At 45.2% G+C, this 26,271-nt stretch carries 36 protein-coding genes; 32 read left to right on the forward strand and 4 right to left on the reverse strand.

Annotated elements, in window-relative coordinates:
• The first annotated feature begins 927 nt into the window (after positions 1 to 927).
• Together EO93_RS17900 and EO93_RS18070 are read left to right on the forward strand one after the other, a co-directional pair.
• Positions 928 to 1,083, forward strand: coding sequence for a hypothetical protein (locus EO93_RS17900; RefSeq protein WP_200898085.1), 156 nt, complete (start codon positions 928 to 930; stop codon positions 1,081 to 1,083).
• Between the two features lie 308 nt (positions 1,084 to 1,391).
• A complete protein-coding gene (locus tag EO93_RS18070; RefSeq protein WP_235284117.1) occupies positions 1,392 to 1,544 on the forward strand; it encodes a hypothetical protein in 153 nt (50 codons plus the stop codon).
• A gap of 1,260 nt (positions 1,545 to 2,804) precedes the next feature.
• Here EO93_RS18070 and EO93_RS05005 read toward each other — a convergent pair.
• Positions 2,805 to 2,987, reverse strand: a complete 183-nt coding sequence (locus EO93_RS05005) for a hypothetical protein (protein WP_048133875.1) — start codon at positions 2,985 to 2,987, stop codon at positions 2,805 to 2,807.
• A gap of 57 nt (positions 2,988 to 3,044) precedes the next feature.
• Here EO93_RS05005 and rpl3p point away from each other — a divergent pair, with 57 nt between their 5' ends.
• The 26 genes from rpl3p (at position 3,045) to EO93_RS05135 (ending at position 17,474) form a co-directional block, all read left to right on the forward strand.
• A complete protein-coding gene (rpl3p, locus tag EO93_RS05010; protein ID WP_048133877.1) occupies positions 3,045 to 4,058 on the forward strand; it encodes a 50S ribosomal protein L3 in 1,014 nt (337 codons plus the stop codon).
• A gap of 6 nt (positions 4,059 to 4,064) precedes the next feature.
• Complete coding sequence (gene rpl4p / locus EO93_RS05015; protein WP_048133879.1) at positions 4,065 to 4,826, forward strand: 50S ribosomal protein L4; 762 nt, start codon at positions 4,065 to 4,067, stop codon at positions 4,824 to 4,826.
• Positions 4,823 to 5,071 (forward strand): 50S ribosomal protein L23, encoded by a 249-nt coding sequence (locus EO93_RS05020; protein ID WP_048133881.1) that lies wholly within the window; start codon positions 4,823 to 4,825, stop codon positions 5,069 to 5,071. Before rpl4p ends, EO93_RS05020 begins: the two co-directional genes overlap by 4 nt.
• A 10-nt stretch (positions 5,072 to 5,081) precedes the next feature.
• Positions 5,082 to 5,798 carry a 50S ribosomal protein L2 gene (locus EO93_RS05025; RefSeq protein WP_048133882.1) on the forward strand — a complete coding sequence of 239 codons (717 nt, stop codon included), beginning with the start codon at positions 5,082 to 5,084 and terminating at the stop codon, positions 5,796 to 5,798.
• A 15-nt stretch (positions 5,799 to 5,813) separates the two neighbouring features.
• Complete coding sequence (locus tag EO93_RS05030) at positions 5,814 to 6,224, forward strand: 30S ribosomal protein S19 (protein WP_048133884.1); 411 nt, start codon at positions 5,814 to 5,816, stop codon at positions 6,222 to 6,224.
• Positions 6,225 to 6,234: 10 nt separating this feature from the next.
• Positions 6,235 to 6,690 (forward strand): 50S ribosomal protein L22, encoded by a 456-nt coding sequence (locus EO93_RS05035; RefSeq protein ID WP_048133886.1) that lies wholly within the window; start codon positions 6,235 to 6,237, stop codon positions 6,688 to 6,690.
• A complete protein-coding gene (locus EO93_RS05040; RefSeq protein ID WP_048133888.1) occupies positions 6,691 to 7,617 on the forward strand; it encodes a 30S ribosomal protein S3 in 927 nt (308 codons plus the stop codon).
• Positions 7,617 to 7,820, forward strand: coding sequence for a 50S ribosomal protein L29 (gene rpmC, locus EO93_RS05045; RefSeq protein WP_048133890.1), 204 nt, complete (start codon positions 7,617 to 7,619; stop codon positions 7,818 to 7,820). The genes EO93_RS05040 and rpmC overlap by 1 nt, the downstream gene beginning before the upstream one ends.
• Positions 7,810 to 8,142 (forward strand): ribonuclease P protein component 1, encoded by a 333-nt coding sequence (gene rnp1 / locus EO93_RS05050; RefSeq protein ID WP_048133892.1) that lies wholly within the window; start codon positions 7,810 to 7,812, stop codon positions 8,140 to 8,142. Before rpmC ends, rnp1 begins: the two co-directional genes overlap by 11 nt.
• Positions 8,143 to 8,146: 4 nt before the next feature.
• Positions 8,147 to 8,476 (forward strand): 30S ribosomal protein S17, encoded by a 330-nt coding sequence (locus tag EO93_RS05055; RefSeq protein WP_048133896.1) that lies wholly within the window; start codon positions 8,147 to 8,149, stop codon positions 8,474 to 8,476.
• On the forward strand, positions 8,473 to 8,871 hold the full coding sequence (gene rpl14p, locus EO93_RS05060; RefSeq protein ID WP_048133897.1) for a 50S ribosomal protein L14: 399 nt from the start codon (positions 8,473 to 8,475) through the stop codon (positions 8,869 to 8,871). The genes EO93_RS05055 and rpl14p overlap by 4 nt, the downstream gene beginning before the upstream one ends.
• A gap of 10 nt (positions 8,872 to 8,881) precedes the next feature.
• On the forward strand, positions 8,882 to 9,232 hold the full coding sequence (rplX, locus tag EO93_RS05065; protein ID WP_048161320.1) for a 50S ribosomal protein L24: 351 nt from the start codon (positions 8,882 to 8,884) through the stop codon (positions 9,230 to 9,232).
• Positions 9,233 to 9,245: 13 nt separating this feature from the next.
• Positions 9,246 to 9,953, forward strand: coding sequence for a 30S ribosomal protein S4e (locus EO93_RS05070; protein WP_048133898.1), 708 nt, complete (start codon positions 9,246 to 9,248; stop codon positions 9,951 to 9,953).
• A gap of 4 nt (positions 9,954 to 9,957) precedes the next feature.
• Positions 9,958 to 10,455, forward strand: a complete 498-nt coding sequence (locus EO93_RS05075; RefSeq protein ID WP_048133900.1) for a 50S ribosomal protein L5 — start codon at positions 9,958 to 9,960, stop codon at positions 10,453 to 10,455.
• Positions 10,456 to 10,608, forward strand: coding sequence for a 30S ribosomal protein S14 (locus EO93_RS05080; protein ID WP_048127632.1), 153 nt, complete (start codon positions 10,456 to 10,458; stop codon positions 10,606 to 10,608).
• A 10-nt stretch (positions 10,609 to 10,618) separates the two neighbouring features.
• A complete protein-coding gene (locus tag EO93_RS05085; protein WP_048133901.1) occupies positions 10,619 to 11,011 on the forward strand; it encodes a 30S ribosomal protein S8 in 393 nt (130 codons plus the stop codon).
• Between the two features lie 14 nt (positions 11,012 to 11,025).
• The gene (locus EO93_RS05090) at positions 11,026 to 11,556 is read left to right on the forward strand and encodes a 50S ribosomal protein L6 (protein WP_048133902.1); all 531 of its coding nucleotides are present in this window, start codon (positions 11,026 to 11,028) and stop codon (positions 11,554 to 11,556) included.
• Positions 11,557 to 11,566: 10 nt separating this feature from the next.
• A complete protein-coding gene (locus EO93_RS05095) occupies positions 11,567 to 12,007 on the forward strand; it encodes a 50S ribosomal protein L32e (RefSeq protein ID WP_048133936.1) in 441 nt (146 codons plus the stop codon).
• A gap of 1 nt (position 12,008) precedes the next feature.
• A complete protein-coding gene (locus EO93_RS05100) occupies positions 12,009 to 12,464 on the forward strand; it encodes a 50S ribosomal protein L19e (protein ID WP_048133903.1) in 456 nt (151 codons plus the stop codon).
• 16 nt (positions 12,465 to 12,480) lie between these two features.
• Entirely contained in the window at positions 12,481 to 13,005 is a 525-nt protein-coding gene (locus tag EO93_RS05105; protein ID WP_048133905.1) for a 50S ribosomal protein L18, read from the forward strand.
• 9 nt (positions 13,006 to 13,014) lie between these two features.
• The gene (locus EO93_RS05110; protein WP_048133907.1) at positions 13,015 to 13,644 is read left to right on the forward strand and encodes a 30S ribosomal protein S5; all 630 of its coding nucleotides are present in this window, start codon (positions 13,015 to 13,017) and stop codon (positions 13,642 to 13,644) included.
• Position 13,645: 1 nt separating this feature from the next.
• Positions 13,646 to 14,107 carry a 50S ribosomal protein L30 gene (locus EO93_RS05115; RefSeq protein WP_048133908.1) on the forward strand — a complete coding sequence of 154 codons (462 nt, stop codon included), beginning with the start codon at positions 13,646 to 13,648 and terminating at the stop codon, positions 14,105 to 14,107.
• A gap of 10 nt (positions 14,108 to 14,117) precedes the next feature.
• Positions 14,118 to 14,540: an uL15m family ribosomal protein gene (locus tag EO93_RS05120; RefSeq protein WP_048133909.1), complete on the forward strand. Its 423-nt coding sequence runs from the start codon at positions 14,118 to 14,120 to the stop codon at positions 14,538 to 14,540.
• A 142-nt stretch (positions 14,541 to 14,682) separates the two neighbouring features.
• The gene (secY, locus tag EO93_RS05125) at positions 14,683 to 16,158 is read left to right on the forward strand and encodes a preprotein translocase subunit SecY (protein WP_048133910.1); all 1,476 of its coding nucleotides are present in this window, start codon (positions 14,683 to 14,685) and stop codon (positions 16,156 to 16,158) included.
• A gap of 93 nt (positions 16,159 to 16,251) precedes the next feature.
• On the forward strand, positions 16,252 to 16,899 hold the full coding sequence (locus EO93_RS05130; RefSeq protein WP_048161321.1) for an adenylate kinase: 648 nt from the start codon (positions 16,252 to 16,254) through the stop codon (positions 16,897 to 16,899).
• A gap of 296 nt (positions 16,900 to 17,195) precedes the next feature.
• Positions 17,196 to 17,474, forward strand: coding sequence for a winged helix-turn-helix domain-containing protein (locus tag EO93_RS05135; RefSeq protein ID WP_048133914.1), 279 nt, complete (start codon positions 17,196 to 17,198; stop codon positions 17,472 to 17,474).
• Between the two features lie 94 nt (positions 17,475 to 17,568).
• Here EO93_RS05135 and EO93_RS05140 read toward each other — a convergent pair whose 3' ends face one another.
• Together EO93_RS05140 and hisI are read right to left on the reverse strand one after the other, a co-directional pair.
• A complete protein-coding gene (locus EO93_RS05140) occupies positions 17,569 to 18,114 on the reverse strand; it encodes a carbonate dehydratase (protein WP_048161322.1) in 546 nt (181 codons plus the stop codon).
• Positions 18,115 to 18,564: 450 nt separating this feature from the next.
• Entirely contained in the window at positions 18,565 to 18,927 is a 363-nt protein-coding gene (gene hisI / locus EO93_RS05145) for a phosphoribosyl-AMP cyclohydrolase (RefSeq protein ID WP_048161323.1), read from the reverse strand.
• A 257-nt stretch (positions 18,928 to 19,184) separates the two neighbouring features.
• On the opposite strand from hisI, the gene EO93_RS05150 reads away from it, so the two are divergent.
• The gene (locus tag EO93_RS05150; RefSeq protein ID WP_200898086.1) at positions 19,185 to 21,098 is read left to right on the forward strand and encodes a S8 family serine peptidase; all 1,914 of its coding nucleotides are present in this window, start codon (positions 19,185 to 19,187) and stop codon (positions 21,096 to 21,098) included.
• A 122-nt stretch (positions 21,099 to 21,220) separates the two neighbouring features.
• Here EO93_RS05150 and EO93_RS05155 read toward each other — a convergent pair whose 3' ends face one another.
• Positions 21,221 to 23,200, reverse strand: coding sequence for an amylo-alpha-1,6-glucosidase (locus EO93_RS05155; protein ID WP_048161324.1), 1,980 nt, complete (start codon positions 23,198 to 23,200; stop codon positions 21,221 to 21,223).
• Positions 23,201 to 23,360: 160 nt separating this feature from the next.
• Between EO93_RS05155 and EO93_RS05160 the strand changes: the two genes are divergently transcribed.
• The 3 genes from EO93_RS05160 (at position 23,361) to EO93_RS05170 (ending at position 25,565) form a co-directional block, all read left to right on the forward strand.
• A complete protein-coding gene (locus EO93_RS05160) occupies positions 23,361 to 24,506 on the forward strand; it encodes a hypothetical protein (RefSeq protein ID WP_048138505.1) in 1,146 nt (381 codons plus the stop codon).
• 300 nt (positions 24,507 to 24,806) lie between these two features.
• Complete coding sequence (locus tag EO93_RS05165; RefSeq protein ID WP_048133923.1) at positions 24,807 to 25,127, forward strand: iron-sulfur cluster assembly accessory protein; 321 nt, start codon at positions 24,807 to 24,809, stop codon at positions 25,125 to 25,127.
• A gap of 87 nt (positions 25,128 to 25,214) precedes the next feature.
• The gene (locus tag EO93_RS05170) at positions 25,215 to 25,565 is read left to right on the forward strand and encodes a nascent polypeptide-associated complex protein (RefSeq protein ID WP_048133924.1); all 351 of its coding nucleotides are present in this window, start codon (positions 25,215 to 25,217) and stop codon (positions 25,563 to 25,565) included.
• The last annotated feature ends 706 nt before the right edge of the window (positions 25,566 to 26,271 follow it).

A 26,271-nucleotide genomic window follows, 5' to 3' on the forward strand; every position in this document is an offset into this window, starting at 1 on the left:
GAATCAACGAATTGCCATTAACAAAGGTCAATTATAATTTGACAGTTGGCCATTTAATAAAAATAATTTTATTTTTGAGGACATTTGCGGAAAGTCGGATACAATAATGTTTAATTAAATTGATATAATCTAACCATGAATGGGAAGAGGGAACATCGCAATAGACAAATTAATTGTCAAAATGGTAGTTGACGGGAAAATAATAATTCCTTTGCCAAATATTTTGGTTGAAAATCGATACTACCCTATGTTCTTCGTATTTTCTCCTGCTCATGTGATGATTGTGGGAGTAAATTACATGCAGACTCTCAATAAACCATCTTATTTATCAAGTCACAGCACAAGTCTTTAGACCTCAAGTATTGATTTTGATTAAATGCCTAATTCTTTTTTCTAATTCAGAATTTCAATCAAGAATACAAAAATCACTAGATTTAAACAGAGTCAAAAGATTCGAGATTCATAGGAGACAACTTTCCTATCCTAAAGTAGTGATAAAGTAAATCACAAAAAAGGTAAGTGAAATGGCCTTTCATATTTTTGGCGTGCTATTCAAAGATATTATACGCGGGTTTATATCTAATTCATTAAATAAATTTTTGTTGATTTCATTTTTGAAAAACCCTGCAGGTTCTCCATGAACTCCCCCACTTCTTCGGCACCAATATTCAGAAACTATGTTTCCTAAAGTTATTTACTCATCAAATATCTAGCTATGTACAATCGTATTTACGATTAAATAGTTGGGTTGGAGTAAAATTCAGAAAATATAATGATGTGGTGACATAATAGGTCACTGGGAAATATGCAAATAAGTAATAAAAACCCCCTGTGTATTTTATTTATTAACCGGGAATAAAATACGTAGCCGCCGCCTATCAAAAAACATTATCGAACCGGGAAATTGAAACAAGTGGGTGATATTTAATGGAATACGTAAGAAAAATCTGTCCGATTTGTGGGAGTAAGTTTGTAGTCCTGAAAAAGGTCGAGGAAAAGGCAATCTACTGTACGCTGGAGTGCCTTTCAGCATCTCAGGGGAAGATGAAGAGAGAGAAAATATCCTCATTAATGACTGTATAAGTGTATATTGTTTCATTGTAAACAGTATAAATTATTTCATATTATCTTTTTTACATTTTTAACTAATATTCTCCATTTATATTAATAAATGTTTCTCTTTCAAAGTTTATAACCCCTGATATTAAATAAAGTGTAAGGAATTTCAGGACCAGCACTCTATAATAATTTGATAAAATAGACACCATGTTTATTTAGAAAGATTAGCAGATATTAAATGAGATAAGTTTTTACACAGTAGAGATTAGTTAAAAAGAATAAATACTATAGTAAGTGTCGGTCAGGACCTATTGAACGTTCCCTTTGGGGACATGATTCGAGAAATGGCCCTTGCGATTGCAGAGGGGCAGATCGCTCTGGACATGAATTCTGTGCAGGTTGCCCAAACTCTTGCAGCAACCCAGCTTGATGTCGGAAGCGTTGTAATGTATATGAAGAGACCACGGATGCTGACGGTAATGTGACTGCAAGCAATGTGGTTACTAATGACAACCCCATGCCTCTTCTGACCTACGGGCTTGAACCTCGTTTCTACGAATTTACGGAATCGATTATTGAGTTAAGATGACAGACTACCACGCAAGCCAGCCCTACTAAAATATTAAATAAAATATATCTTACTACCGAAAGGTTTCCTTAAAATAATGGAGAACCAGACTGTAGTCGCGGCAGGGATGGCTAAACGGACCTTCCACAGATGTTTTCAAAAAAAGAGCATTTTTCTTGCTGTTGTTTTTGGAGAATCACTCCAAAATCTGCAATTATTATTTTAACTGAATCTTCGAGAAAGGAGAATTGGAATCTTTGAATGAAGGCACAAAGCCAAAAGATTCAAGATGTCCCCGGATTTTCAAGATGTTTCTACTTCCTTAAGTCTCTTCCCGAAAACCTGTAAACAGGACAGGAATGGTTTGTCCTGAATAGAGGCAGTACTCCTGAGTTTGTTGCCACCAATGTATTATATAGGATATATACAAGAATTCCGACCCAAGCTCAAAAAGATGAAACACGGAACGCACGGAAAGACTGTAATTTTGTAGCTTAGTCCTCTTGAGCGAAGCGAGTGAAACGGACCGCGTACTGTTGCACTTGCAGTTCAACTCCCAGAAAATCTGCGATTTCCTGAGATCCCGAGGCGCAATTAGGGCGTCGGCACAATCTTTGACAGGCCCAAACTTTAGAATTTATTATATTTTTTTCTCCCCTGTCATTGATTCTTCTTTTTTATAATTCCTCATGCCCTGCAAAGGCTTTATATATGAGATGTGCTATTTAAAGGCAAAGTACATCAGAGATGTGAGGTTTCAGGCATTATGGTGCTTGGAACTGTTTAATCAGATCAATGTGATGCTTAATGCTAACTCCCGGAAATCTCCGGAAGTAAGGGCCTTCTACCGTTTTTACGGTTGAATTTCCTGCATAGAATATAAACCAGTGAGAAAAGTCGGATCAACATGAGTGTCAAAGGGCCAATGCTTTGAAACGCCCGCTTTTGGCGTCGCGAAGACGTCTAAAATCGCACGGAACTGTTCAGGTTTTCGATGAGTCGCGGTTGCAGTTGCTGAATACTGAAGTTTCAAATCAGGTTACTGAGTAAATCAGATTACTGAGTTACAGATCAGGTTACTGAATACTGAAGTTTCAAAATCAGATTGCTATATGTTTCAAATCAGGGCCGAGTGCCTGGATTTGGGTCTGCCAGGATCGTAAGGTCGGTTCTTAAATCAGATGTTTCCTGCTGAGGCAGGAACAAAAGGGAACCGAATATCTGCAGATGCCTGAAGGAATGTAGGGTACCAGGAGCACAGAGCTCCGGTCTGCTCGAGGCTTTCCGCCGGCAGGTCTGAACGACATCCCTCCCCCACCTGGTAGCGTTCGGGGAATCCAGTGCACTTCTCTTTTGTCACTTGTGTTGTTTCGACCGGAGGGGCTGGTATTTCAATTGAAGTTTACGGAGTAGAAATATGGCAAGCATACACCGACCAAAACGAGGTTCCCTTGCATTCAGTCCGCGCAAGAGGGCTAAGAGCCACATTCCACGGTTCAGAGCCTGGCCGGAAGCCACGGGCGAACCAAAGCTGCAGAGTTTTGCAGGTTATAAGGTGGGTATGACCCACGTGATCATGGTTGATGATATAAAGAACAGCCTTACCCAGGGTATGGAAATCTCCGTACCGGTGACTGTACTCGAAACTCCTGCAATCAGGGTCGCAGCTATCCGGGCTTACACAGAAGACAGCACCGGGGAAAAGGCAATTGCCGAGGTATGGGCAGCAGACCTTGATCCTGAACTCAAACGCAGGATCCCCATTCCGGCAGCAGAGAACCAGGCTGAAGCCCTTGAGACTATCGGGAAACTGATCGAAGAAGGCAGAGTAAGCGACATCAAATCAGTCACCTACACCCTTCCAAAGAGCCTTACCGGTGTCCCAAAAAAGGTTCCAGATATCATGGAAACCGGGATCAATGCAAGAGACCTCAACACCAAATTCGAATACGCAAAGTCAATCCTCGGTACCCTTGTGAGCTTTACAGATGTTTTCAAGAACGGAACACTTGTTGACACCGCCGCAATTACCATAGGTAAAGGTACTCAGGGCCCTGTAAAGCGCTGGGGTATTCAGCTGCAGAAGGGAAAGCACTCCCGTCAGGGAAGCCTCAGGCAGGTCGGTACCCTTGGTCCCTTCCACCCGGCTCGCGTTTCCTGGAGAGTTCCCCAGATGGGTCAGACAGGATACCACCAGAGGACTGAGTTTAACAAGCGCATCCTCAAGATCGGAGCCGACGGAACAGAAGTCACTCCTGAAGGCGGGTTCATTAACTATGGCCTTATCCGCGGAGACTATGTGCTGATTAAAGGCAGTGTTCCAGGACCTTCCAAGAGGCTTATAAGGCTCAGAGACCCGATCAGGGCAAAGAAAGCCGACCTTGGCGAACCCAACATCCTGTACATAAGCAGGGAATCCAAGCAGGGGTAATCTAAGATGGCTACAGCAAAAACCATAGACCTTACAGGAAAGGTAATCGGGGAAATCGAACTTCCATCAGTGTTTGATGCAGACTACCGCCCTGACCTGATTAAAAAGGCAGTACTCGCAGCACAGGCAAACAGGCTTCAGCCCTATGGTCCCCGCCTCTACGCAGGCATGGAGACTTCCGCAAGAGGCTGGGGCTCCGGAAGGGGTGTATCCCAGATTCCCAGGCTCGTAAACAGCAGCAGGGCTGCAAGAGTCCCGCACGCAAAGGGCGGAAGAAGAGCTCACCCACCAAAACCGGAAACTGACAGAAGCGAGAAGGTTAACACAAAAGAGCGCCGCTATGCAATCCGCTCTGCAATCGCAGCAACCATTGACCCTACCCTTGTAAGCCTGAGGGGTCACATCTTTGAAGCTGAACTTCCGATTGTTGCGGAAAATGCTCTTGAAAACCTCGAAAGGACAAAGCAGGTAATAGAATTCCTTGAAGCTGCTGGTCTGTATGAGGATGTCCTCAGGGCAAAATACGGAAGGCACATCAGAGCCGGCCGTGGAAAACTCAGAGGCAGGAAATACAAGCATAAAAAGAGCGTCCTGATTGTCGCAGGAGAAAACTCTCCTATCCAGAAAGCTGCAAGAAACCTTTCCGGAGTAGACGTCGTAACGGTAGACTCACTGAATACTGAAGTACTCGCACCGGGTACACACGCAGGTCGCCTTACTGTCTGGACAGAATCTGCAATTGGAAAACTGGAGGGCGCATTCCAATGAGTTCCATCAATTATCCTTTTGTTACTGAAAAAGCGATGATGCTGCTTGATGAAAACAAGCTTCAGTTTATCGTTGATACCAGATCAAACAAAAAGCAGATCGTGGAAGATGTTGAGAAGCTGTACGGATTCAAAGTAAAATCCGTGCGGACCATGACCACAATGAAGGGTACAAAGAAAGCCATCCTTGCATTTGAAGAGCCTGAATCGGCACATGAGATTGCAACCCGGATAGGACTTATGTGAGGTGTGATCCATGGGTAAAAGAATCATATCACAGAATAGGGGTAGAGGTACTCCGACCTACAGAGCTCCTTCTCACAAGTATAAGGCAGACCTGAGGCACCCGCGTGTGGATGAAAACACCTCCATCATGGGAGAAATCATAAACATCGAGCACGACCCTGCCCGTTCAGCCCCTATCGCAAAAGTTGCCTTTGAAAACGGAGAGGAACTTTTCCTTCTTGCTTCCGAAGGCATTGCAGTAGGGAACATCATCGAGTGCGGAGACGATGCCGAGGTTAAGCCAGGGAACATTGTACCTATCGGAAATGTGCCTGAAGGTTTCTTCATCTGCAACATCGAATCAAAGCCAAACGACGGCGGCAAATTCGTCCGTTCCTCCGGAGTATATGCAACCGTTGTGACTCACGAACCAACCAGGACTGCAGTGGCTATGCCCTCCGGTAACATAAAGTGGCTTAACCCCAAATGCAGGGCAGTAGTCGGGATTGTTGCCGGCGGTGGCAGAGTGGACAGGCCCTGGCTCAAAGCCGGGAAAAAGTACCACAAGATGAAAACCAGGGCTGCAAAGTACCCAAGGGTTTCAGGTGTTGCTATGAACCCACGTGACCACCCGTTCGGTGGAGGTGCCTGGAAGCACCCTGGAAAGCCCACAACTGTTAGCAGAAACGCCCCACCAGGAAGAAAGGTAGGACTGATTGCAGCAAGAAGGACCGGAATGAAGCGCTGATGAGGGGTATTCGTTATGGTAAAAAAATCATCATCAAGGTTACCGAAGAGAAAGGGTGAATTCACCTACCGCGGGAAAACCGTCTCAGAACTTCAGGAACTGAGTCTTGAAGAGTTTGCAGAACTTCTGCCTTCCAGAGAGCGCAGGAGCATCAAACGCGGGTTCACAGACGGGCAGAAAAAAGTCCTGCACGATTTCAAGGAAGGAAAGAACGTCAGAACCCATCACAGGGACATGATCATCCTTCCAGAAATGATTGGAACAGCTATCGAAATCCACAACGGGAAACAGTTTGTAGGTGTAGAACTTCAGCCTGAAATGATCGGGCACCGCTTCGGAGAATTCGCACCCACAAGACCAAAAGTTAACCACGGCAGTGCCGGTGTGGGAGCAACCCGTTCAAGCAAGTTCGTACCGCTGAAATGAGGTGAAGGGAATGGCAAGAATAAACTATTCAATCAATGGAGACCCTGAAACTACCTCTAAATCAATGGGTTCTGAACTTCATATTTCCCCGAAGAAGTCCCGTGAGGTTTGTAGCAAGATTAAGGGCATGAAAGCCGCTGAAGCAAGGAAGTTCCTTGAGGACGTAATTGCCCTGAAGCAAGCAGTACCCTTCAAGAGACACTCCGAAGGGGCCGGTCACAGGAAAGGTCCCATGGCTGGAGGGAGATACCCTATCAGCGCTTCAAAAGAGATCTTAAAGGTTCTCAAAAATGCGGAGAGCAACGCCGAGTACAAGGGCCTTGAACCTGCAAACATGTACATCGTCCATGCTGCTATTCAGCGCGGAAGAGTAATTCATGGGTTCATGCCGAGGGCAAGAGGAAGAGCAACGCCCAAAGACACGGAAACTGTAAACATCGAGATGATCCTCTCCGAGGTGCGCTAAATGGCAATAGAGAGAAAGTTCGTAAATGACGGGTATGTTAAAGCCTCCATGGACGAGTATTTTGCAGAACAGCTGAACAGGGCTGGATACGGCGGCATGGAGCTCAACAGGACCCCCATGGGCACCCAGATTATTATTTACTCCGAAAAGCCGGGAATGGTAATCGGGAAAGCCGGGAAGGTCATCAGAAAACTTACCCGTGACGTTGCAACCAAATACAACCTCGAAAACCCGCAGATTGACGCTCAGGAAGTCAAGAGACCTGAACTTAATGCCCAGATGATGGCATCCAGGCTTGCATCTTCCATTGAGAGAGGCTGGTACTTCAGGAAAGCTGGACACAACACCCTCAGAGCAGTCATGAGCGCAGGTGCCCTTGGCTGTGAAGTCGTAATCTCCGGAAAGCTTACCGGAGCAAGGTCAAGAGTCGAAAAATTCGTTAACGGGCACGTAAAGCATTCCGGACACCCTGTACAAGAAGTAGTAGACGAAGGGTTTGCAGTAGCAGTTAAAAAGCTCGGAACCCTTGGCTGCAAAGTCAGGATCATTCAACCTGACATTGTCCTGCCTGACTCCTTCAGGGTTAGGGAAGCAAGCGAGATTGTCGCTGAGCCCGCCGCTGAAAAGCCTGTAGAGAAACCGGTTGAGAAACCCGCTGAAGCCCCTAAAAAGGAAATCGCGGCAAAACCTAAAGCTCCTGCAGCAGCACCTGAGAAAGCAGTAGAGGTAGTCGAAGTCGCAGAACCTGAAGAAGCTGAGGAAGAAACCCAGCCTGAGGTATCCGAAGACTTTGAAGAAGCTGAACTTATCTATGTTGAAGGCTCAGAAGAAGTCCGAAGACAGGTCAATGGGGTCTGGCAGCACAAGCATGAGAGCTATGACTACTGGCACCCCATGGCAAGGGTCCACAAGGAGGCTAAGGAATAATGGCAATCCTCAGGACCAACGAAATCCGGACTATGACAATCGAAGAACGGGCTGACGAACTCGAAAACCTGAGCAACGAACTTATCCGGGAAAGAGCTCTTACCTCTGCGGGCGGAGCTCCTGACAATCCGGGTAGAATCGGAGAGATCAGGAGAACGATTGCCCGTATAAAGACAATTCAGCACGAGCTAAATGATATCTAAAGTGGAAATCCTGCCTTCGACCCTTATCTATCACGAATTGATAGGGCTCGAGATTAAGGTGATTTACTCCACTAATCCATCATTGACAGGAATCCGGGGCAGAGTCATCAACGAGACGAAAAATATGCTTGTTGTAGAAAACTCCCAGTCCCGGGAACTGAAGATTCCCAAGGCGGATTCGGAATTTATCTTCCGGATCCCTGCCGAGCTCTCCGAAAAAGGCCGCAGATCCGATACATTCGTAAATATTCAGGGAAACCTGCTGCTCTCACAGCCCGAAAATCGGATCAAGAACATCAAAAAGTTACGTAAATGGGGCTAAACTCATGGCAAGAGACATTGGATTGAATATACCGGCGCCATCAGAAGAATGTGAAGACTTATACTGTCCCTTCCACGGAACACTTCCTGTAAGAGGTCAGATCCTTGTGGGTACCGTGGTCAGCAGCAAGATGGACAATACGGTAGTCATTGAAAGGCAATACATGAAAATGGTGCCGAAATACCAGAGATACGAGAAGAGACGCTCGAAGGTTCACGCACACAACCCGCCTTGCATTTCCGCAAAAGTTGGCGATATCGTCACGATCGCAGAATGCAGGCGTATCAGCAAGACCAAGTCCTATGTGGTGGTCAAAGCGGAGGTGCCCAAATGAAAGGCATACGCTCAAGCATCCCAAGGGCTCTGAACGCAGGCGCCAAGATTCCGTGTGTGGACAACACCGGAGCCAAGGTTGTTGAGATTATCTCTGTCAAGAAGTACAGAGGAGTCAAAAACAGAATGCCCTGCGCAGGAATTGGAGACATGTGCGTCGTCTCTGTAAAGAAAGGCACACCCGAGATGAGGAAACAGGTTCTCCTCGCAGTGGTGGTTCGCCAGAAGCAGGAATTCCGCCGTCCTGACGGGCTACACGTGTCCTTTGAGGACAACGCCATGGTAATCACGGACGAAGACGGAATTCCCAAAGGCACGGACATAAAAGGTCCAGTGGCAAGGGAAGTAGCTGAGAGGTTCCCAAAGATCGGGACTACAGCATCCATTATTGTCTGAGGTGATTGCAATGGTATCCAAACAGCCAAGAAAACAGAGAAAGGCAAGATACACCGCACCTCTCCATATCAGGCAGAAATACATGGGTGCAAGACTCAGTGAGGGACTTACCAAACAGTACGGCACAAGAAGTGCTGCAGTCATCACTGGTGACACAGTAAAGGTCATGCGCGGAGACTTCAAGGGCACTGAAGGAAAAGTCCAGTCCGTATCCCTTATGGACGGCACAATCACAGTGGACGGAGTTATTTCCACAAAAGTGGACGGTACCGAAGTCCCAAGGCCCGTAAATCCCTCAAACGTCATGATCACAAAACTGGAAATGAAGGACGGGCGCAGAGCGTCAAGCATTAAGAAGTGAGGCAGGTGATTTTGTGACACACCAGAAAAGATTATCAGTTCCAAAGAGCTGGAAGGTCGGGAAGAAAGGCAATAAGTGGATCTCCACTACCCGCCCAGGGCCTCACAGCCAGGCACGCAGTCTTCCGCTCGGGATCATCATCCGTGACATCCTCAAACTTGTTGACAACAGCAGAGAAGGTAAAAGGGTTCTCTCCGAAGGAAAAGTCCTTGTAGATGGAATTCCCCGGAAAGACCTCAGGTTCCCGGTAGGTCTCTTTGATGTAATTACACTCCCTCTCGTAAATGAAGCATACAGGATGCTCCAGGATGAAAAGGGACGTCTGACCCTCCACAAGCTCAACGAAACTAACGTAAACAAGCTTTGCAGGATCAACAACAAGGCAACCGTCAAGGGAGGAAAAGTACAGCTTAACCTCAATGACGGAACCAATATCATTGGCTCCAATGAATACGGGACAAAGGACTCCCTGATTCTTTCCATTCCTGACAAACAGGTAGTAAAACACCTGAAGTTTGAGGTAGGAAACCTTGCAATGGTTGTAGGTGGCCAGCACTCAGGAGAAACCGGAAAGATTATGGAGATCCGGGAAGTTAAGAGTTCCAGGCACAACACAGTAATGATTTCCGGAGAAACCGATTTCGAAACAATCGAAGACTACGTAATCGTTATTGGCAAGGACAAACCTGAAATCCGGCTTGGCGGTGAGCTGAGTGAGTAATCCTATGCGCACACCGGTCGTCGAAAAGGTAATTGTCCACATGGGTGTTGGAGAAAGTGGCCAGCACCTGGTAAATGCCGAAGAAATCCTCCGGACCATCACAGGGCAGGGAGTCGTAAGGTGCTTTGCCAAAAGGACTCTTCCTGCTTTCGCAATCAAAAAAGGCGAACCCATCGGCTGCAAGGTAACCCTTAGAGGCCAGACAGCCCAGAAGTTCCTTGAGACCTCTCTCGGAATCATCGAGAAGACCCTGAGCAGGTCCCAGTTTGATTCCCTCGGAAACGTCTCTTTCGGAATTGAAGAACATACTGACTTTCCGGGTATGAGATACGACCCTAACATAGGGGTTTTCGGAATGGATGTAACTGTTGTACTCAAGCGCCCGGGAGAAAGGATCTGCAAGAGGAGAATTGCACTCCGAAAGATCCCGACTGGCCACAGGGTCACGGTGGACGATGCGATCACCTTCCTTAACGAAAGTTATGGCGTGGAGGTCATGTAAATGACAGATACAATAAACAAGTCCGGAAGAGGAGTAAACGAATGCAAACGGTGTGGAAGAAAACAGGGGCTCGTCCGCAAATACGACATTTACCTCTGCAGGCACTGTTTCAGAGAGATTGCCCACGAGATGGGCTTTGAGAAGTATTCGTAAGGTGATTTAAATGGTATTACTTGATCCTCTTGCAAACGCCCTTTCCACCATCAAGAATGCAGAAGTCATTGGGAAGAGCTCCTGTATTATCAGGCCTGCTTCAAAAAACATTGGTAACGTCCTGAAGGTTATGCAGGATCTCGGCTACATTGGAGATTTCGAGTTTATCGACGATGGAAAAGCCGGAATCTATAGCGTTGCCCTTGTGGGAAGAATCAACAAGTGCGGTGCAATAAAGCCGCGTTACTCCGTCGGAACTGCCAGCTTTGAACGCTGGGAAAAGCAGTTCCTGCCAGCAAAGAACTTTGGTGCCCTTATAGTAACCACTTCAAGCGGGGTCATGTCTCAGTACGAGGCCCGTGACAAGAAGATCGGTGGGCAGCTTCTTGCTTATGTGTACTGAGGAGGGAACAGGAAATGGTTAAGGAAATTGCAAGAAAAATAGAGATTCCTGAAGGAGTTTCCGTCTCTCTCTCTCGGGATGTCTTCACTGCCAGGGGTCCGAAGGGAACTGTCGAAAGAAAGTTCTGGTACCCCGGAATCAGGATAGAAGTCAGGGAAGAAGAAGTACTGGTGGATGCAGAATCCTCCAGGAAAGAGCAGAAAGCCATGGTAGGTACTTTTACCTCTCACATCAAAAACCTGATCACAGGCGTGAATGAAGGCTTTGAGTGTAAGATGACCATTGTGTACGCTCACTTCCCGATGCAGGTAAAAGTTGAAGGTAAAACCTTCGTAATCGGGAACTTCCTTGGAGAAAAGAAACCAAGAGTTGCTAAGATACTTGGCGAGACAAAGGTTAAGGTAAGCGGGAGCGAGGTCATAGTTACCGGAATCAACAAGGAAGATGTCGGGCAGACTGCCGCAAACATAGAACAGAAAACCAAGATTAAGAGATTCGATCCAAGGATCTTCCAGGATGGAATCTACATAGTGCAGAAGCCCTGAGGTGGTTATGATGGCAGAAGAATTCAATGAAGTTGAAAGTACTTCAGTTTCCGCCCTTGATATGGATCCTGAATCCAAGCGCTTATTCAATGTGAGAAAGGTTCAGAAGGGGAAGAAGCCCCAGTTCAAGAGAACCTGCAGCCACAAGTTCAAAAGGCTTGACAGCAACTGGAGGCGTCCGAGAGGTTTGCAGGGCAAACAGCGCAGAAAGTATGTCTCAAAAGGTGCTCATGCTCAGGTAGGATACGGAAGCCCTGCTGCAGTCAAAGGTCTGCACCCCTCGGGTTATTCTGATGTTCTTATTTCCAGCATTGCGGAGCTTGAGCTTATTGATCCGTCTTTCGAGGCTATCAGGATAGCAAGGACAATAGGCGCACAAAAGAAAGCCATTATTCTCGCAAAAGCTGAAGAATTGGGGATTAAAGTACTGAACCCTGGAAGGAGTGAATAAAATGTCAGACCTGTTCAACCAGAGGAAGCTGGCTTCCAAAGTTCTTGAATGCGGGCTTGACAGGGTATGGCTTAACCCCGAAGCATCCGAAGAAATCGCCTCCGCAATCACAAGAGAAGATATCCGCGGACTCATTGAGAAAGGCACCATTAAGGCAAAGCCTGTAAAAGGAGTCAGCAGAGGCAGAGCCAGAGCCCGTGATGTCAAACGTAAGTATGGGCACTGCAAGGGACATGGGTCCAGAAAGGGTAAGAAAGGAGCCCGTACCCCAAGTAAAGAGCTGTGGATAAAAAAGATCCGGGCTCTTAGAAACAGACTCAAGGAGCTGCGTACAGACGGAGCACTTGACAAGTCAGTGTATTGTAGACTCTACAGAAAGGCAAAAGGCGGAGAATACAGAAGCGTTTCTCACCTTAACTCCCACCTTGAGTCCGAAAAACTATTAAAGAAAGAATAATCAGGAGGAGCTGAAGATGGCAACAGGACCAAGATATAAGGTTCCTTTTAGAAGAAGAAGAGAAGGACGCACCAACTACCACCTCCGCCTTAAATTATTAATCTCAAAGCAGGACCGTGTGGTTGTAAGAAAGAGTGCAAGAAACGTTCAGATCCAGTTAATAGCTCCAACAGCAGACGGGGACATAACTTATTCCTCAGCCGTTTCAAGTGAACTCGCAAAGTACGGTTACACAGGAGCTACCGGAAACACAACGGCTGCATACCTTACAGGGCTCTTATTTGGGCTGAAGAGTTTGCAGAAGGGCTATGAAGGTGGAATTCTGGACATAGGCCTCCAGGCTTCCTCTGCAGGTTCCAGAGTCTATGCCGCCCTCAAAGGGATGGTAGACGCTGGTTTTGAAATCCCCTGCAGCCCGGAAGTGTTCCCATCGGACGAGAGGATCCGCGGAGAGCACATAGCCGAATACAGAGAAGAGAGCTCAGACCTGCCAGAGCAGTTTGAAGCAACCAAAGAGAAAATCTTTGCTGAGTTTAGTTAAGGTGATTAAATGGCATTCGATCAAGAATGGGTTCCGAAAACCAGGCTTGGAAAATTAGTCGTTGAAGGACAGGTTGCTTCCATGGACGAGGCGATCAAGTCAGGCCTGCCTATCAGGGAACCCCAGATAATTGATATGCTGCTTCCTGACCTGGAAGACGAGGTGCTCGACATCAACATGGTCCAGAGGATGACTGACTCCGGACGCCGTGTAAAGTTCAGAGCAACCGTAATCGTAGGAAACAGAAACGGCTATGTAGGGCTTGGACAGGCAAAGGACGTGCAGGTCGGACCTGCAATCCGCAAGGCAATCGACGCTGCAAAGCTTAACATTACCTATATCCGCAGAGGCTGCGGTTCCTGGGAATGTGCCTGTGGGCTGCCGCACACCGTACCTTACGAGGTTACAGGAAAGGCAGGCAGTGTAAGTGTGACCCTCATCCCCGCTCCAAGAGGACTCGGGATTGCCGCAGGAAACACTGCAACCAAAGTGCTCGAGAAAGCCGGTATTAAAGACGTATGGACCAAGACCTTCGGAACTACCAGGACAACCCTCAACTTCGCAAAGGCTACCTACGATGCCCTCAACCAGGTCAACATTGTAAGGCTGCCTGTGTACTACGGTAAGGAGGAAGTCTAAGATGTATGCAGTTGTGAGAATGAGAGGTCCTGTCAACGTACGCTATACCATTGAGGATACCATGAAGATGCTCCGCCTGCACAAAATTAACCACTGTGTGTTTGTGCCGGAAAACCCTCATTACAATGGTATGGTCCAGAAAGTGAAGGACTACGTTGCATACGGAAAGATTGATGCAAAAATCCTTGCAGAAGTCCTTGAAAACCGCGGAAGGCTTGAAGGCGACACCCGCCTCACAGAAGAATACATCCGTGAAAACACGGACTATGATTCCATACAGGCCTTTGCAGAAGCCGTTGTCGAGGGGAAAGCCTCCCTTAAGGATGTCCCAAAACTGAAGCCTGTTTTCAGGCTTCACCCGGCCAGAAAAGGTCATGCTGGGATTAAGAGGACAGTACAGCAGGGTGGCGTACTCGGAAACCACGATGAAAATATCAACGTGCTTCTGCACAAGATGAGATAAGGTGGTTTAAATGGATACTAAGAAGTTCAGAGGGTCCAGGACCTGCGGAGGCGGGACCCATAAAAACAGGCGTGGAGCCGGAAACCGCGGAGGCCGTGGGAAAGCCGGTGGCTGTAAACACCACTTCGTAAGAGCTATGATGCGTGGGTACAGCTACGGTAAGCACGGATTCAAGCGCCCTGATGGAATATCAAAGGACGTTTCCATAGTAAATGTTGGAGAGCTCGACGAACTTGCCCCCTATCTTGTTGAAGAAGGGCTTGCGGAAGTTAAGGACGGCGCATACCACATTAACCTTGAAAATCTCGGAATCGAGAAGGTACTTGGAAGCGGACGTGTCATGAAGAACCTTGTGGTCACTTCAGAGGAATTTTCAGCCTCTGCCCGCGAAAAAATAGAAAACGCTGGTGGAAGTTGCATCGATGCCGAATAAGTAGTGTCATCCCGACCCTACTTATTTCATTCTTTTAGTAACTTTTTATATTAGATGTGCTATATACCTTTTATCTTACGGTAAAACATAATCTAATATTTATTATAGTCTAAATAAATGTATATTTTGAATGGTGTAATCGATGACTCTCAGGGATACATTAGAACCGTTTTTTAACAAGTTACCCGCAGTAGCAAGTCCGGAAAAACACGTCCACTTTAAGGATAAACTCTGGTGGACTCTGGGAGTTCTGGTGCTGTACTTTGCTCTTGCAAATGTGCCGCTCTTCGGAATGTCTCAGGATTCTGTTGACCTTTTTGAATCTTACCGTGCCTTCTTTGCCGGGGCTTCTGGATCTTTAGTCCTTCTCGGTATCGGGCCAATTGTCACGGCTTCTATTATTCTGCAGCTTCTTGTTGGGGCAGACATTATAAAAATGGACCTTTCTAACCCCAAAGATCAGGCATTCTTTCAGGGAGCCCAGAAGTTCCTTGTCTTTGTCATGATCCTTCTGGAAGCTCTACCACAGCTTCTTGGCGGATACATCCAGCCGGATCCGGGGCTTGCTTCTACTCTTGGTGTAGGCCTGGGAGTGATCACTTTACTGCTCCTTGTCCAGATCTTTATCGGAGGCATGCTGATCCTCTTCATGGATGAAGTGATTTCCAAGTGGGGTATCGGGTCAGGAGTTGGGCTTTTCATCGTTGCAGGAATCTCCCAGCAGATCGTTACAGGTATCTTTAACTGGCAACTTGAGGAAGGGCTTCCTGTCGGACTCATTCCCAAATGGATCTACATTGCCCAGAACACCGGGGCAGACTATCTCTTCTCCGGTGAAGGTCTGATGTTCCTGCTGGTCAGAGGAGGAATCCTCGCTCTCGTGAGCACGGTTCTCATCTTCTTGCTTGTTGTATATGTAGAGAGTACGAGAATTGAGATCCCTCTCGCCCACAGTGCGGTTAGAGGGGCAAGGGGACGCTTCCCTGTCAAACTCATATACGCATCAGTCCTGCCCATGATCCTTGTCAGGGCTCTTCAGGCTAACGTTCAGATGGTCGGGATCATCCTTTCCGGCAGAGGGATTACCTTCCTCGGAGAATTCAGCGGCTCAAAGCCACTGAACGGAATCATGTATTACCTGGCTCCCATACACAGCCCATATGACTGGATACCGTCCCTTGTGCGGGAATCCTTTGCAGCCTATGGGGTAGCTGCTCCAGCTACCTGGCAGATTGCCCTTCACGTCTTTATGGATGCCATAATGTTGATCGGAGGCGGGATTATATTTGCCCTCTTCTGGATAGAAACCACAGGCATGGGTGCAAAGCCCACAGCCCAGAAGATATTCAATTCCGGAATGCAGATCCCTGGTTTCAGGCGGAACATCGGCAGTATTGAAAAGGTTATGCAGCGCTATATTCCAAAGGTTACCGTGATAGGAGGAGCTTTCATTGGGGTTCTCACCCTGGTTGCAAGTCTACTCGGTACTCTCGGAAGTGCCGGAGGTACCGGACTGCTGCTTACAGTAAGCATTGTGTACCGTCTGTACGAGGATATCGCTTCCGAGCAGATGATGGAGATGCACCCGATGATTCGTTCCTTCTTCGGGGAGCAGTAAGGGCGGGTAAACCTCTAACTGCAGAGATAACTGAAAAAGATCGGTCAGAAAGGAAAACAATCAAATAAAAGGACACAAAAAGGGGATCTTCGAATGAACATAATACTCTTCGGCCCCCCGGGTGCCGGCAAAGGTACCCAGGCCAAAAAACTGGTTGATTTCTATGGAATTCCGCAGATTTCCACAGGGGATATACTGCGGGCAAATGTTAGAGAAGGAACGGAACTGGGCCTTGCAGCCAAAGCATATATGGACAAGGGAGAACTTGTCCCTGATCAGGTGCTTATTGGTATAATTAAAAACCGCCTGACAGAAGCAGACTGCAAAAAAGGTTTCATTCTTGACGGATACCCGAGGACTGTCCCCCAGGCTGATGCCCTGGAAGCAATCCTTGATGAAATTGACAAGCCCATCGATGTCGTCCTCAACCTTGAGGTACCTGACGAAGTGCTTGTAGGAAGAATAAGCGGGCGTTTGATGTGCAAATGTGGAGCAAGCTACCACGTAACCTCCAACCCGCCAAAGAAAGACAACATATGTGACAGCTGCGGCAGCGAGATCTTCCAGCGCGTCGATGATACTGCAGAAGCCGTCCAGAACCGTCTGGATGTCTACAAAAAGCAGACCCAGCCGCTTATCAACTACTATAAAGAAAAAGTTATCCTTGTCACCCTTAATGGTACAAAGGATATAAATGTGGTCTTTGAGGATATTAAGGCAATTCTTGCAAAGTTTGCCTGAACTCCTCCTTTCTTTTTTTTGTATTTACTTTTTTATTATTTTATGGATTTCTGTGCAACAGATATTTGTCATCTTACGTCTTTTTTGTTACACTCGCCTGCATGGAGATCGGAAGAAGGGGATAATACCGCAATTCCAGCTGTCCAGCTAATGGCAGTGAAAAACAGGGAGCTTGCAGAAAAGCTTTAAAATTATAGAAAAGAACTTGTCTAGATTGCGTGACAGAGTGATTAAATTTTAAATATTATGCGACTGCTTATCTCAGTAGGAAGCTTTTGCTGGAGAATCTGACTTACATGACTGAAAACTCTATAGACGAACTGATAAAGTGGGTTATCAGCGTTGACCGCCGCCTGATACTTATGGAGTCCATGAAAAGGCATAATGCAGTGAGGGCTTCGGATATCGCCCATGAAGCAAGCAGGTCTACACAAAATATCAGTCGCGCTTTAAAAGAACTTGAGGAAAGGGATTTAATCGAGTGCCTGACTCCTGAGAAAACGACCTGGAAAAAATACATGCTTACGGATAAAGGAAAAAAGATTCTGGAAAAGCTGGAGGGAAAATACCTTTAATTTTGGTCAGATACATTCTATCTGAACCACTTCTTTTTCTTCCTAAGGGATAATTCCGGATGGTATAATTTTTACCTTTTACAGTATTTTTCCTTCAGCTCTCTTCTCTAAGTCTTAGATAACCTTCCACAAGGTCAATATTGGCCCTGACAACCGATCTTTTGAACTCGGTCAGGTCTTTTGTGATATCCTCAAGAACATCAGCACAGTCCTGGCTGGTGACCACGGCCCCATCGGGTACCATCCTGCCTGAGAAAATTTCTACTCCACGAACAATGGCCTTGTGGAGGATAAGCGTATCTTTCCCAATATTGCAGTCAAAAACCACTGCCCCGAACCCTATGAAGCAGCTGTCTCCAATCAGGCAGGGCCCGTGTACAATGCAGCCATGAGCAAGGGAAGTATTTTTGCCGATCTGCACTTCGGAATGTGAGAGGGAATGGACCACGACATTGTCCTGTACATTGCAGCCGCTGTGAACGGTTATGGATGATCCGGGCTCGTCTGCCCTGAGGACTGCATTGGGCCCGACGAATACATCATCTGCAATACTTACGTTTCCGATTATTACTGCAGTTTCGGATATCCAGGCCTTTTTACTGACTCTTGGGTGCTGTTTATGGGGGTTTGGCAGATGCATTTTTTACCTCTTTTATGTGGGGATGCGCACGGAATCCCGTTTGGAATTTCTATCCCGAATCAGGCTCTCTGTTTTCAGGCTTCAAAGCTTTTTTATGATAAATTATGATAAGTTATTTAAAACTATGTTTTTATTCAACAACCCCTGAAAATATACTCCAATATTTTTTCCATGAAATAGCTCATGGAAAGCGTAGTTCCTCTAGCGAGAAATGTGAGAAAAAAGGAAAGTTAACGTGTCCTTGGGAGTTCAAAAAGAAATAACAGCTAACTGTATTTCAGAATTAAGACCTCTAACAACAGGGTTTTAAGAAAGACAATAGGTGTTTCAAAACATCAACAACATAACAAGGGACGACCAATGTAAAAAATTGGAAAAAAAAAAAAAATAGAATATTACGGTTCAGTAAACATAGCTGAAGCAATATAAGGGAAGCAATATAAGGGAGGCTCAGTAAACGTCCTCAGGCTCAAAGACCTTTTCTCCTACAACCTCTCCTTCGAGATTTCGGTAGAAACATGACCTGTACCCCATGTGACAGGCTCCTCCGATCTGTTCAACGAACAGGAGAATGGAATCCATGTCACAATCGATCCGGATCTCCTTCACTTTTTGCAAATTTCCCGAAGTTTCCCCTTTTTTCCAGAGTTGCTTCCGGCTACGGCTCCAGAAATGAGCGATTCCTGTCTCTATAGTCTTTTCAAGGGCTTCCCGGTTCATATAGGCGCACATCAGAACCTCCCTGCTAACCTGGTCCTGAACTACGGCAAGGATCAGGCCGTTTTCATATTTAAGGGTATCAAAGTCAATCATGGGGGATAGATTACCAAACTAGTATAAAAAGGGAGGTCTACCATCCTGAGAATAAATACCCAACTCTGAAAAAGAATGATAATATTCCAATTATGTAAAATAAGTAATAAAATTTACGAAGATATATATTGTATTCTGCTTAAAAGTTCATAGAAGAAAAAAAGTTTGGCACTTAATTGTTAACAAAAACGGATTCATAGCAACTATATATCAAACCCGTGGATGAGAAGATGAGTTTCAGACTTAGGAGTGAAATTGTGCCCCTATTGGTACTATACGGATTACTTATAGGGTCAATTATTCCAGTCTCTGCACTGGATACAGTGGACAGCAAACCTTACGATATTTATGAGAAGCTAACTATCGACGTGCCGGGGGACCAGAAGTATGTACCCGGAGAAATCCTTGTGAAGTTCAATCCCGGCGTCTCCGAAGAAAAGATAAAAAACATCAATGTCGGACACGGGACGCAGGTAACTTACACCAGCCCTTACGCGGGATTCAAGATATTGAAAATCCCGAAGACAAAAACCGTTGAAGAAATGGTAGAGATCTACAGAAAAAACCCCAACGTTGAATATGCCACACCCAATGCCATCACTTACGCATTTATGGGACCGAATGACCCATTATATAAGTACCAGTGGAATTTCAAGAACGGAGTCGGGGGCATAAATCTCGAGCCTGCGTGGGACATTTCCACAGGAGAAGGAGTAATCGTTGCAGTACTTGATACCGGCGTAGCATACGAAAAGTACGGCTCTTATATTGTAGCTCCGGACCTTGCAAACACAGATTTTGTTTCAGGTTACGACTTTGTCAATAACGATGCCCATGCAAACGACGATAATGGACATGGAACCCATGTCACCGGAACCATAGCCCAGAGTACCAATAACTACATAGGGGTCGCAGGCGTGGCTTATGACTGCTCCATAATGCCCGTTAAAGTGCTCAACAAAAAAGGTAGTGGTCAGTTAGACGATATGATAGATGGCATTTATTTCGCTACCAATAATGGAGCGGATATTATAAGCATGAGCCTCGGATTCCCTCCTGGATATTACCCGGGAAAGGGCCTTGATGATGCACTCGAATATGCATATCAAAAAGGAGTTACCATCGTCGCTGCATCAGGAAATGATGGAGCAGGCACAGTAAGTTATCCTGCGGCTTATCCCAGGTGTATTGCAGTTGGTGCCACCAACTCTGAAGGATTACGGTCAGATTATTCAAATTACGGAGACGCTCTTGACGTTGTGGCTCCAGGTGGTGATGGAACTGACCGTGACGGAGACGGATTCATCGATGGAATCCTTCAGAATACATTCAGCCTTAGACCCACAAACATGGGGTACTCTTTCTACACAGGCACATCAATGGCAACCCCGCATGTATCAGGTGTCGCCGCTCTATTAATATCCGCAAAAGCCAGCGCTACACCCGATGATGTAAGGAATGCAATACAAAATACAGCAACAAACCCGGTTACTTCGGACTGGGACATGTATTACGGACATGGGCTCGTGAACGCAAAAGCTGCCCTTGACTCCATTCAAGGCCAGCCGACTGGAAACAACCCACCAGTAGCTGAAGCAGGAGGCCCGTATACTGGAATCGCAGGAACTGCAATAAAATTTGATGGTTCAGCTTCATCTGATTCTGACGGGAGCATTGGATCATATGAATGGGACTTCGGAGACGGAAACAGGGATAAAGGTGTGATTCTGGAACACACGTACTCCACTGCTGAAACCTATACAGTTACCCTCACGGTAATGGACAATGAAAATGCTGTGGGAACTGACACGGCTACCGTGGAAGTTACTGAAGCCTCTTCAGAAAACAAAATCCATGTTTCTGATGTGAGTGTGGAAACCAGTTCCAGAATGGCCGGGAAAAACAATTTTGTTTCTGCTAAAGCAGTCGTAACCATTCAGGACAGTGGCAATAGCCCTGTTGAAGGAGCCACGGTCTCAGGACATTGGAGCGGTGCAAGTAGCGATCTGGATTCTGCTGTAACAGATTCGACCGGAACTGTAATAGTATACTCAGATGAAGTCAAGTCCATAGAAGGAACAAGCTTGAAATTCACTTTCGAAGTGAACGGTGTGAGTCATGAAATCCCATGGGACGGAATCCCCGCATCTGGAACAGGAACATATACTTAAATCCAAAAAATGAGCCTGAAAAAAAGTAAATTAAAAAGACAGTAAGTTAAAATTCATGTCCCTTAAAGGGACAAAATATTTCCTTTTTTTAAAAAACCTCTGAAAAACCAGAAGTTCTGTTCTCACGGTTTGATCCCAAGAACATCCTCAACATATGCCCTTAAAATCTCTGCAACACTCCAGGCCTGGGCAATGCAGCCCCCGGGAGAGTAAGGGAAATCCCCATCAAATACCTCGGAAATAGTGCCGACACCTGCCGTTTCAAGATGCATATCAAAACCTTTGAGGAGGGAACGCATAGCTTCAAGGCTCTCTTTTGAGTAGTTGTGTACTTTCCTGTAGGCTTTGACATAGGACCCAAGAAGCCAGGGCCAGACGGTTCCGTTGTGGTAGGCCATGTCCCTTATTTGAGGCCCTCCCTGATAGCGTCCCCTATAAGAGGGATTATCCATTGAAAGTGTCCTGAGCCCGAAAGGCGTGAGCAGATCCTTTTCCACCCTGTCCACAATAGCCTTTTCTTTCTCAGAAGAAAGCATTGTGTAAGGGAGCGCTACTGCAAAAATCTGGTTAGGGCGGATCGACGGATCTTTAATATGATTTCCCGCCTCATCCTCAGTCACGACATCATAGAGGCAGTTAGTCTCCGGATTCCAGAAAACGTCTTCAAAGTTAGATGCCACCCCGGCTGCAAGAGTTTCATATGAAGAAGTTTCTTTGCCAAGGAGACCTCCGAGTCTGGAAGCAATTTTCAGAGCATTATACCAGAGGGCATTGATCTCACAGGCTTTACCTGCCCTTGGAGTCACTGGATTATCCTCTATTTTAGCATCCATCCAGGTCAGTTGAGGACCCTGCCGAATAAGATAATCAGAGTCCATACCGATTCCAAAGTCTGTGCCATTACGGTAATTATCTATGATACTTTCTACAGTATCCCAAACATCAGAGAGAAACAGTAAATCTTTTGTGTATGCGAAATATCGGCCAAGGGCATGAATAAACCAGAGAGAAGCATCCACGGTATTATAGACTGGCTCTCCTCCGAGAGCCGGGAAAGTGTTAGGGACTAATCCCCTCCGGCAGTGCTTTGCAAAGTTTTTGAGAGTGGACCGGGCTTCATCAAATCGATGGGGAACTAAAAGAAGGCCCGGCAGAGAAATCATGGTGTCCCGTCCCCAGTCAGCAAACCAGTGATATCCAGCAATTACCGACTTCTTGCCTGTAGAGGGATTCTTCACAATAAAAGAATCAGTTGCCCTTAGAAGCTTAAGGGCGAAAGGTTCGGTAAGCCTTGAATTAAAAGCAAAAAGATTCTGCCGATAGACCTCCCTTGTATAGAGTTCCTCAACTTGCTCAAGAGTAAGAGAAGAAATATCTTCGGTTGAAGCAACAATAAAAAAACGGGAAGTTCCCACTTTGAGTTTGCTTTCGAAATAACCGGGGTTAAAGTTGTCTTCCTGGAAGGCAAGTCCGCGATCCTTTTCAGTATCATACTCAAAATTGTAGTACCACATCGGATTACGATGGTACTGGAGATTGGACAAAAGCGAGAAAGAAAAACCATTCGAACTTTCCAGTTTTAATCCTGTAGAATCGGCTTCCTGATAAAAGGAAAGGTTTCCGGAGCGAGTAGTAGAATGGAAATCTCTTGAGTTTACCATAGGGAAAATTCTTAGCAAAGCTCCCTCTTTTCTGGATCTGACATCATAAACAATACAGGTCGTATTATTATTATGAACCATGAAGACCTTTTTCTTCACGGTAAAAACGTCGGGCTGGTAAACCCAGAGGGGAAAGGGAGCAAGAATGAATTTGGAAAGGTAATTAAAACCCGTAGGGGAAACAGTGCCCGGATATTTATGGGTTGCAAGTCGATAGACTTCTTCATTGATAGAAATTTCCTCATCAAGAGAAGAAAGTAACAAAATCCTTCCTGGAGAATTCTCCAGAGCTGCTACAAGTAGTCCGTGATAAGTCCTTGTATCTGCTCCAATTACTGTTGATGAAGCATATCCTCCAAGCCCGTCCCCTATAATCCATTCTTTTTTTATACCTTCTTCATAAGTAGAAAATGAATCTGCTCCAAGCCTGATCCCACTCATACATACATGATTAGGATTTGATTAATTATATAGTTGTATGTTTGGAAGGAGGGGTTTAAACATAGAAAGAAGTATACAGTATAATAAGTTTTAAGATAATTATATTTCAATTGTAAACATAAACTATTTTAGTTGTACAGGACATAAGAAAGTGAGAATTATGAATCAAGACCTTTTAGAAATCCTTGTTGATATCTTCAAATCATCCGGATACAATGTAATAATATCCAGTCAGTCTGATATCCGTGTAGAGAAAAATGGGCATCAAGCTTATGTCATGTGCGCCCTGAAGCCAGACTACGAGGAGATAAAATATTTTTCCGAAAAGATAGAAGCTTGTACCGGAATCTATGTGATGACCCAGAAAATGTCGGGAAAATTGAATGAATATGCAGCTGAACTCGGAATATACATATGGGACAGAGACGAACTGGCTCTCCAGATCGGAAGGGCGGTTCTGGCAAATATGGAAAGAAAATCGAGTGCTTATCAGACGGAATCTGAAATACCTTTAAAGGAATCTCAGAATCAGGTAGAAGCTATCCCTGAACTCACCAGAGAAAACTGGGGAGAGGAAGACTTCAGACAGGAGTTTTACTCCGATGGGAGACTTGTACCACTTCAAGACATGTCAAGAGAAACAGAAAAAATCTCTTTTGAACCCAGAACCCTTCCAAAGCCAGTTGAGGAGAGAAAACCTTTAGAGAGACTGGAAAATAGCGAGGTTTCCAGAATTGAGCCGTATGATATGCTGAACATACAATCTGTAGAACCCAGGATATCTAAAGATCAGGCAATTATCATTGCAAAACCCTATATCAGCAGCCCTAAAGACGCGATTTTGAAATTCGTACCTTTCTGGAAGTATTCCTATAGTGTTGAGGCAGAAAAACGGTTCAGATCAAAAGTGATGAGCATTACAGGAGAAGGGGATGGCTATCTTAATGCTCTGAACAAGTCAAAAGAAAATATTGATATAGAAGGTCTTGGGAATCCGACAAGGATTCCGGCAGTGCAGTATGAGGTAAAGCGGCCTAATGTAGATAAAAAACAGGCAGAGAAAGTCCTTCTTGATTTGATAATACAGGAAAATACACGTGAGATGCGCTTTAACAATCTGGAAGGGCAGGCAATTATATATGAACAGAAGAGCATCAGCCCAAAAGCCGATGAAATAGAACTTGACATGGATCTGGTATATATTCCTGTATGGGAAGTGAAGGGTAAACGGAATTCTCTTGAGATCAATGCTTATAATGCCAGCGTGCTTGAAGAACCTATAGATGAAGATGCCGAATTCCTTTAAGAGAGACCTGGAAAAAAAGTGGAAGAGAAATTATTAGAAGGAAAATATATAAGACATGAGATATATGTAGGTCTTGGGAGAAAAACGGATTTCCAGGAGAAGGAATCTGCCCTTCGAAGACTTATTTGATAAAAATTTTTCAGATAAAAGAGATGCCATCTCGCATAAGCGTTATATGTATTAGATGCAAGATTATATAACGCTGATGAGTTATCTATAAGCTGTAACGGATGACATTTTATAGAAAATAAAGGTCTTCAGTATTTTAAAATTATCAAAAATAAAAAGAGGTATATATAAATGATTGAAGTAACAGAAAAAGCTGCTGCAGAACTGAAAACACTGTTGGAACAGGAAGGAAAATCTGACCTTGCACTCAGGGTCTTTGTTGCTGGAGTAGCCTGCAGTGGAGTCCAGTACGGACTTGCCCTTGATGATGAAGTGAAGGAAGACGATGTGACGATGGAAAGCAACGGAATTAAGCTGGTAATGGCAAAAGACATCGAGAGCAGCTTCACTGAAGGCAGCATTGATTACGTTGAAGATGAAAACGGAAAAGGCTTCCTTATCCGCAACCTCGGTGCCGGTGGCGGATGCGGTACCTGTGGTGGATGCCATTAAATAAAAGCAAAAACCTCACAGGGACATGAAAAAATACCCGAACCTGAAGAAGCAAATAAAAAATGAAAACAAAGGAGAAGGGAATTTATGTTTCCAGGAATGGGAGGCCGAGGGACGAACCCGGCTAAAATGAAACAGATGATGAAGCAGATGGGGATTGATGTTAAGGAGCTTAAGGACATTGAAGAGGTTATTATAAAGACTGCGAACTCTAATATAATTATTGAGAACGCAAATGTCACTATAATGACAGTCCAGGGTTCGGAAACATATCAGATTGTAGGTGATGCAAAGGAAGTCCCAAAATCTCTGGAAATCCCTGCCGAAGACATCAAACTCGTAATGGAGCAGACCGGCGTCTCCGAAGAAGATGCCAGGAAAGCCCTGAAGAACTCAAACGGAGATCTGGCAGAAGCCATTGTGGCACTTTCTGCCTGATCCCTTTTCTTCATTTTACTAATCCTGTTATCTTTTTAAAAATAAAAATATGGATCGTTCTGCCTGAACATTTTATATTAGCTGTTCTCCTGAGCATTAATTTCAAGATTTTTCCGAGTATTTTTCTGGACGCCTTATCCAGTTCACTCTAAATATCTTAATCTACGCTGAACACTTCAGTCTATTTTTAGGTTATAAGAATCCCTTCTACGATAAGCCCTGGATTTATGTTGAAGTAGCGTGCACCCTTCGGAACTTAGACAGGGTGCAGGAATAGAAAACAAGTACTTCAAATGGATTCGAACTCGCTTTTAGAGAAGCATAGCTAAAAGAGAGCCGGAACATAAAAATCAAGTAATAAAAATAACAGATGAAAACAACGGGATGAAAAAAGGTCAGAATAATAAAACTTAGAAAACGGTTTCAAAAGAATAAACATATCAAAAGATAGTGAAAAGCCGTGTAAAAGAACCAGGAAACAGACAAAATAGTCCAGAAGAGAGACAAAGTATCAAGATCAAGAAGAATAGCAGCTTCAAAGAAGTAAAACAACAGTAATATAAAAAAATCAGTATCGAAAAACAATTTCAGAAAAACAATTCAAAAAAACATTTTTAGAAAAAACAATATTCAGAATAGATTTGAAGTAGTATAGGGTGAGTTTGGCAGCGATCCAGAGTTCCCGAAGGCTCGCACACTTCAGTAC

This window comes from Methanosarcina sp. 1.H.A.2.2, assembly GCF_000979975.1.
Lineage (GTDB): Archaea > Halobacteriota > Methanosarcinia > Methanosarcinales > Methanosarcinaceae > Methanosarcina.

Bases quoted from the DNA above. Each gene is read 5' to 3' on its own strand.
- EO93_RS05165 (WP_048133923.1), top strand. From the start codon at position 24,807: ATGATTGAAGTAACAGAAAAAGCTGCTGCAGAACTGAAAACACTGTTG.
- EO93_RS05170 (WP_048133924.1), top strand. From the start codon at position 25,215: ATGTTTCCAGGAATGGGAGGCCGAGGGACGAACCCGGCTAAAATGAAA.
- EO93_RS05100 (WP_048133903.1), top strand. From the start codon at position 12,009: ATGTCAGACCTGTTCAACCAGAGGAAGCTGGCTTCCAAAGTTCTTGAA.
- EO93_RS05115 (WP_048133908.1), top strand. From the start codon at position 13,646: ATGTATGCAGTTGTGAGAATGAGAGGTCCTGTCAACGTACGCTATACC.
- EO93_RS18070 (WP_235284117.1), top strand. From the start codon at position 1,392: ATGATTCGAGAAATGGCCCTTGCGATTGCAGAGGGGCAGATCGCTCTG.
- rpmC (WP_048133890.1), top strand. From the start codon at position 7,617: ATGGCAATCCTCAGGACCAACGAAATCCGGACTATGACAATCGAAGAA.
- rpl14p (WP_048133897.1), top strand. From the start codon at position 8,473: ATGAAAGGCATACGCTCAAGCATCCCAAGGGCTCTGAACGCAGGCGCC.
- EO93_RS05095 (WP_048133936.1), top strand. From the start codon at position 11,567: ATGGCAGAAGAATTCAATGAAGTTGAAAGTACTTCAGTTTCCGCCCTT.
- EO93_RS05110 (WP_048133907.1), top strand. From the start codon at position 13,015: ATGGCATTCGATCAAGAATGGGTTCCGAAAACCAGGCTTGGAAAATTA.
- EO93_RS05035 (WP_048133886.1), top strand. From the start codon at position 6,235: ATGGCAAGAATAAACTATTCAATCAATGGAGACCCTGAAACTACCTCT.
- EO93_RS05080 (WP_048127632.1), top strand. From the start codon at position 10,456: ATGACAGATACAATAAACAAGTCCGGAAGAGGAGTAAACGAATGCAAA.
- EO93_RS05030 (WP_048133884.1), top strand. From the start codon at position 5,814: ATGGTAAAAAAATCATCATCAAGGTTACCGAAGAGAAAGGGTGAATTC.
- EO93_RS05160 (WP_048138505.1), top strand. From the start codon at position 23,361: ATGAATCAAGACCTTTTAGAAATCCTTGTTGATATCTTCAAATCATCC.
- EO93_RS05085 (WP_048133901.1), top strand. From the start codon at position 10,619: ATGGTATTACTTGATCCTCTTGCAAACGCCCTTTCCACCATCAAGAAT.
- EO93_RS05090 (WP_048133902.1), top strand. From the start codon at position 11,026: ATGGTTAAGGAAATTGCAAGAAAAATAGAGATTCCTGAAGGAGTTTCC.
- hisI (WP_048161323.1), bottom strand. From the start codon at position 18,927: ATGATTGACTTTGATACCCTTAAATATGAAAACGGCCTGATCCTTGCC.
- EO93_RS17900 (WP_200898085.1), top strand. From the start codon at position 928: ATGGAATACGTAAGAAAAATCTGTCCGATTTGTGGGAGTAAGTTTGTA.
- rnp1 (WP_048133892.1), top strand. From the start codon at position 7,810: ATGATATCTAAAGTGGAAATCCTGCCTTCGACCCTTATCTATCACGAA.
- EO93_RS05130 (WP_048161321.1), top strand. From the start codon at position 16,252: ATGAACATAATACTCTTCGGCCCCCCGGGTGCCGGCAAAGGTACCCAG.
- EO93_RS05040 (WP_048133888.1), top strand. From the start codon at position 6,691: ATGGCAATAGAGAGAAAGTTCGTAAATGACGGGTATGTTAAAGCCTCC.
- EO93_RS05020 (WP_048133881.1), top strand. From the start codon at position 4,823: ATGAGTTCCATCAATTATCCTTTTGTTACTGAAAAAGCGATGATGCTG.
- EO93_RS05075 (WP_048133900.1), top strand. From the start codon at position 9,958: ATGCGCACACCGGTCGTCGAAAAGGTAATTGTCCACATGGGTGTTGGA.
- EO93_RS05105 (WP_048133905.1), top strand. From the start codon at position 12,481: ATGGCAACAGGACCAAGATATAAGGTTCCTTTTAGAAGAAGAAGAGAA.
- EO93_RS05135 (WP_048133914.1), top strand. From the start codon at position 17,196: ATGACTGAAAACTCTATAGACGAACTGATAAAGTGGGTTATCAGCGTT.
- EO93_RS05025 (WP_048133882.1), top strand. From the start codon at position 5,082: ATGGGTAAAAGAATCATATCACAGAATAGGGGTAGAGGTACTCCGACC.
- rpl4p (WP_048133879.1), top strand. From the start codon at position 4,065: ATGGCTACAGCAAAAACCATAGACCTTACAGGAAAGGTAATCGGGGAA.
- EO93_RS05055 (WP_048133896.1), top strand. From the start codon at position 8,147: ATGGCAAGAGACATTGGATTGAATATACCGGCGCCATCAGAAGAATGT.
- rplX (WP_048161320.1), top strand. From the start codon at position 8,882: ATGGTATCCAAACAGCCAAGAAAACAGAGAAAGGCAAGATACACCGCA.
- EO93_RS05155 (WP_048161324.1), bottom strand. From the start codon at position 23,200: ATGAGTGGGATCAGGCTTGGAGCAGATTCATTTTCTACTTATGAAGAA.
- EO93_RS05120 (WP_048133909.1), top strand. From the start codon at position 14,118: ATGGATACTAAGAAGTTCAGAGGGTCCAGGACCTGCGGAGGCGGGACC.
- EO93_RS05140 (WP_048161322.1), bottom strand. From the start codon at position 18,114: ATGCATCTGCCAAACCCCCATAAACAGCACCCAAGAGTCAGTAAAAAG.
- rpl3p (WP_048133877.1), top strand. From the start codon at position 3,045: ATGGCAAGCATACACCGACCAAAACGAGGTTCCCTTGCATTCAGTCCG.
- secY (WP_048133910.1), top strand. From the start codon at position 14,683: ATGACTCTCAGGGATACATTAGAACCGTTTTTTAACAAGTTACCCGCA.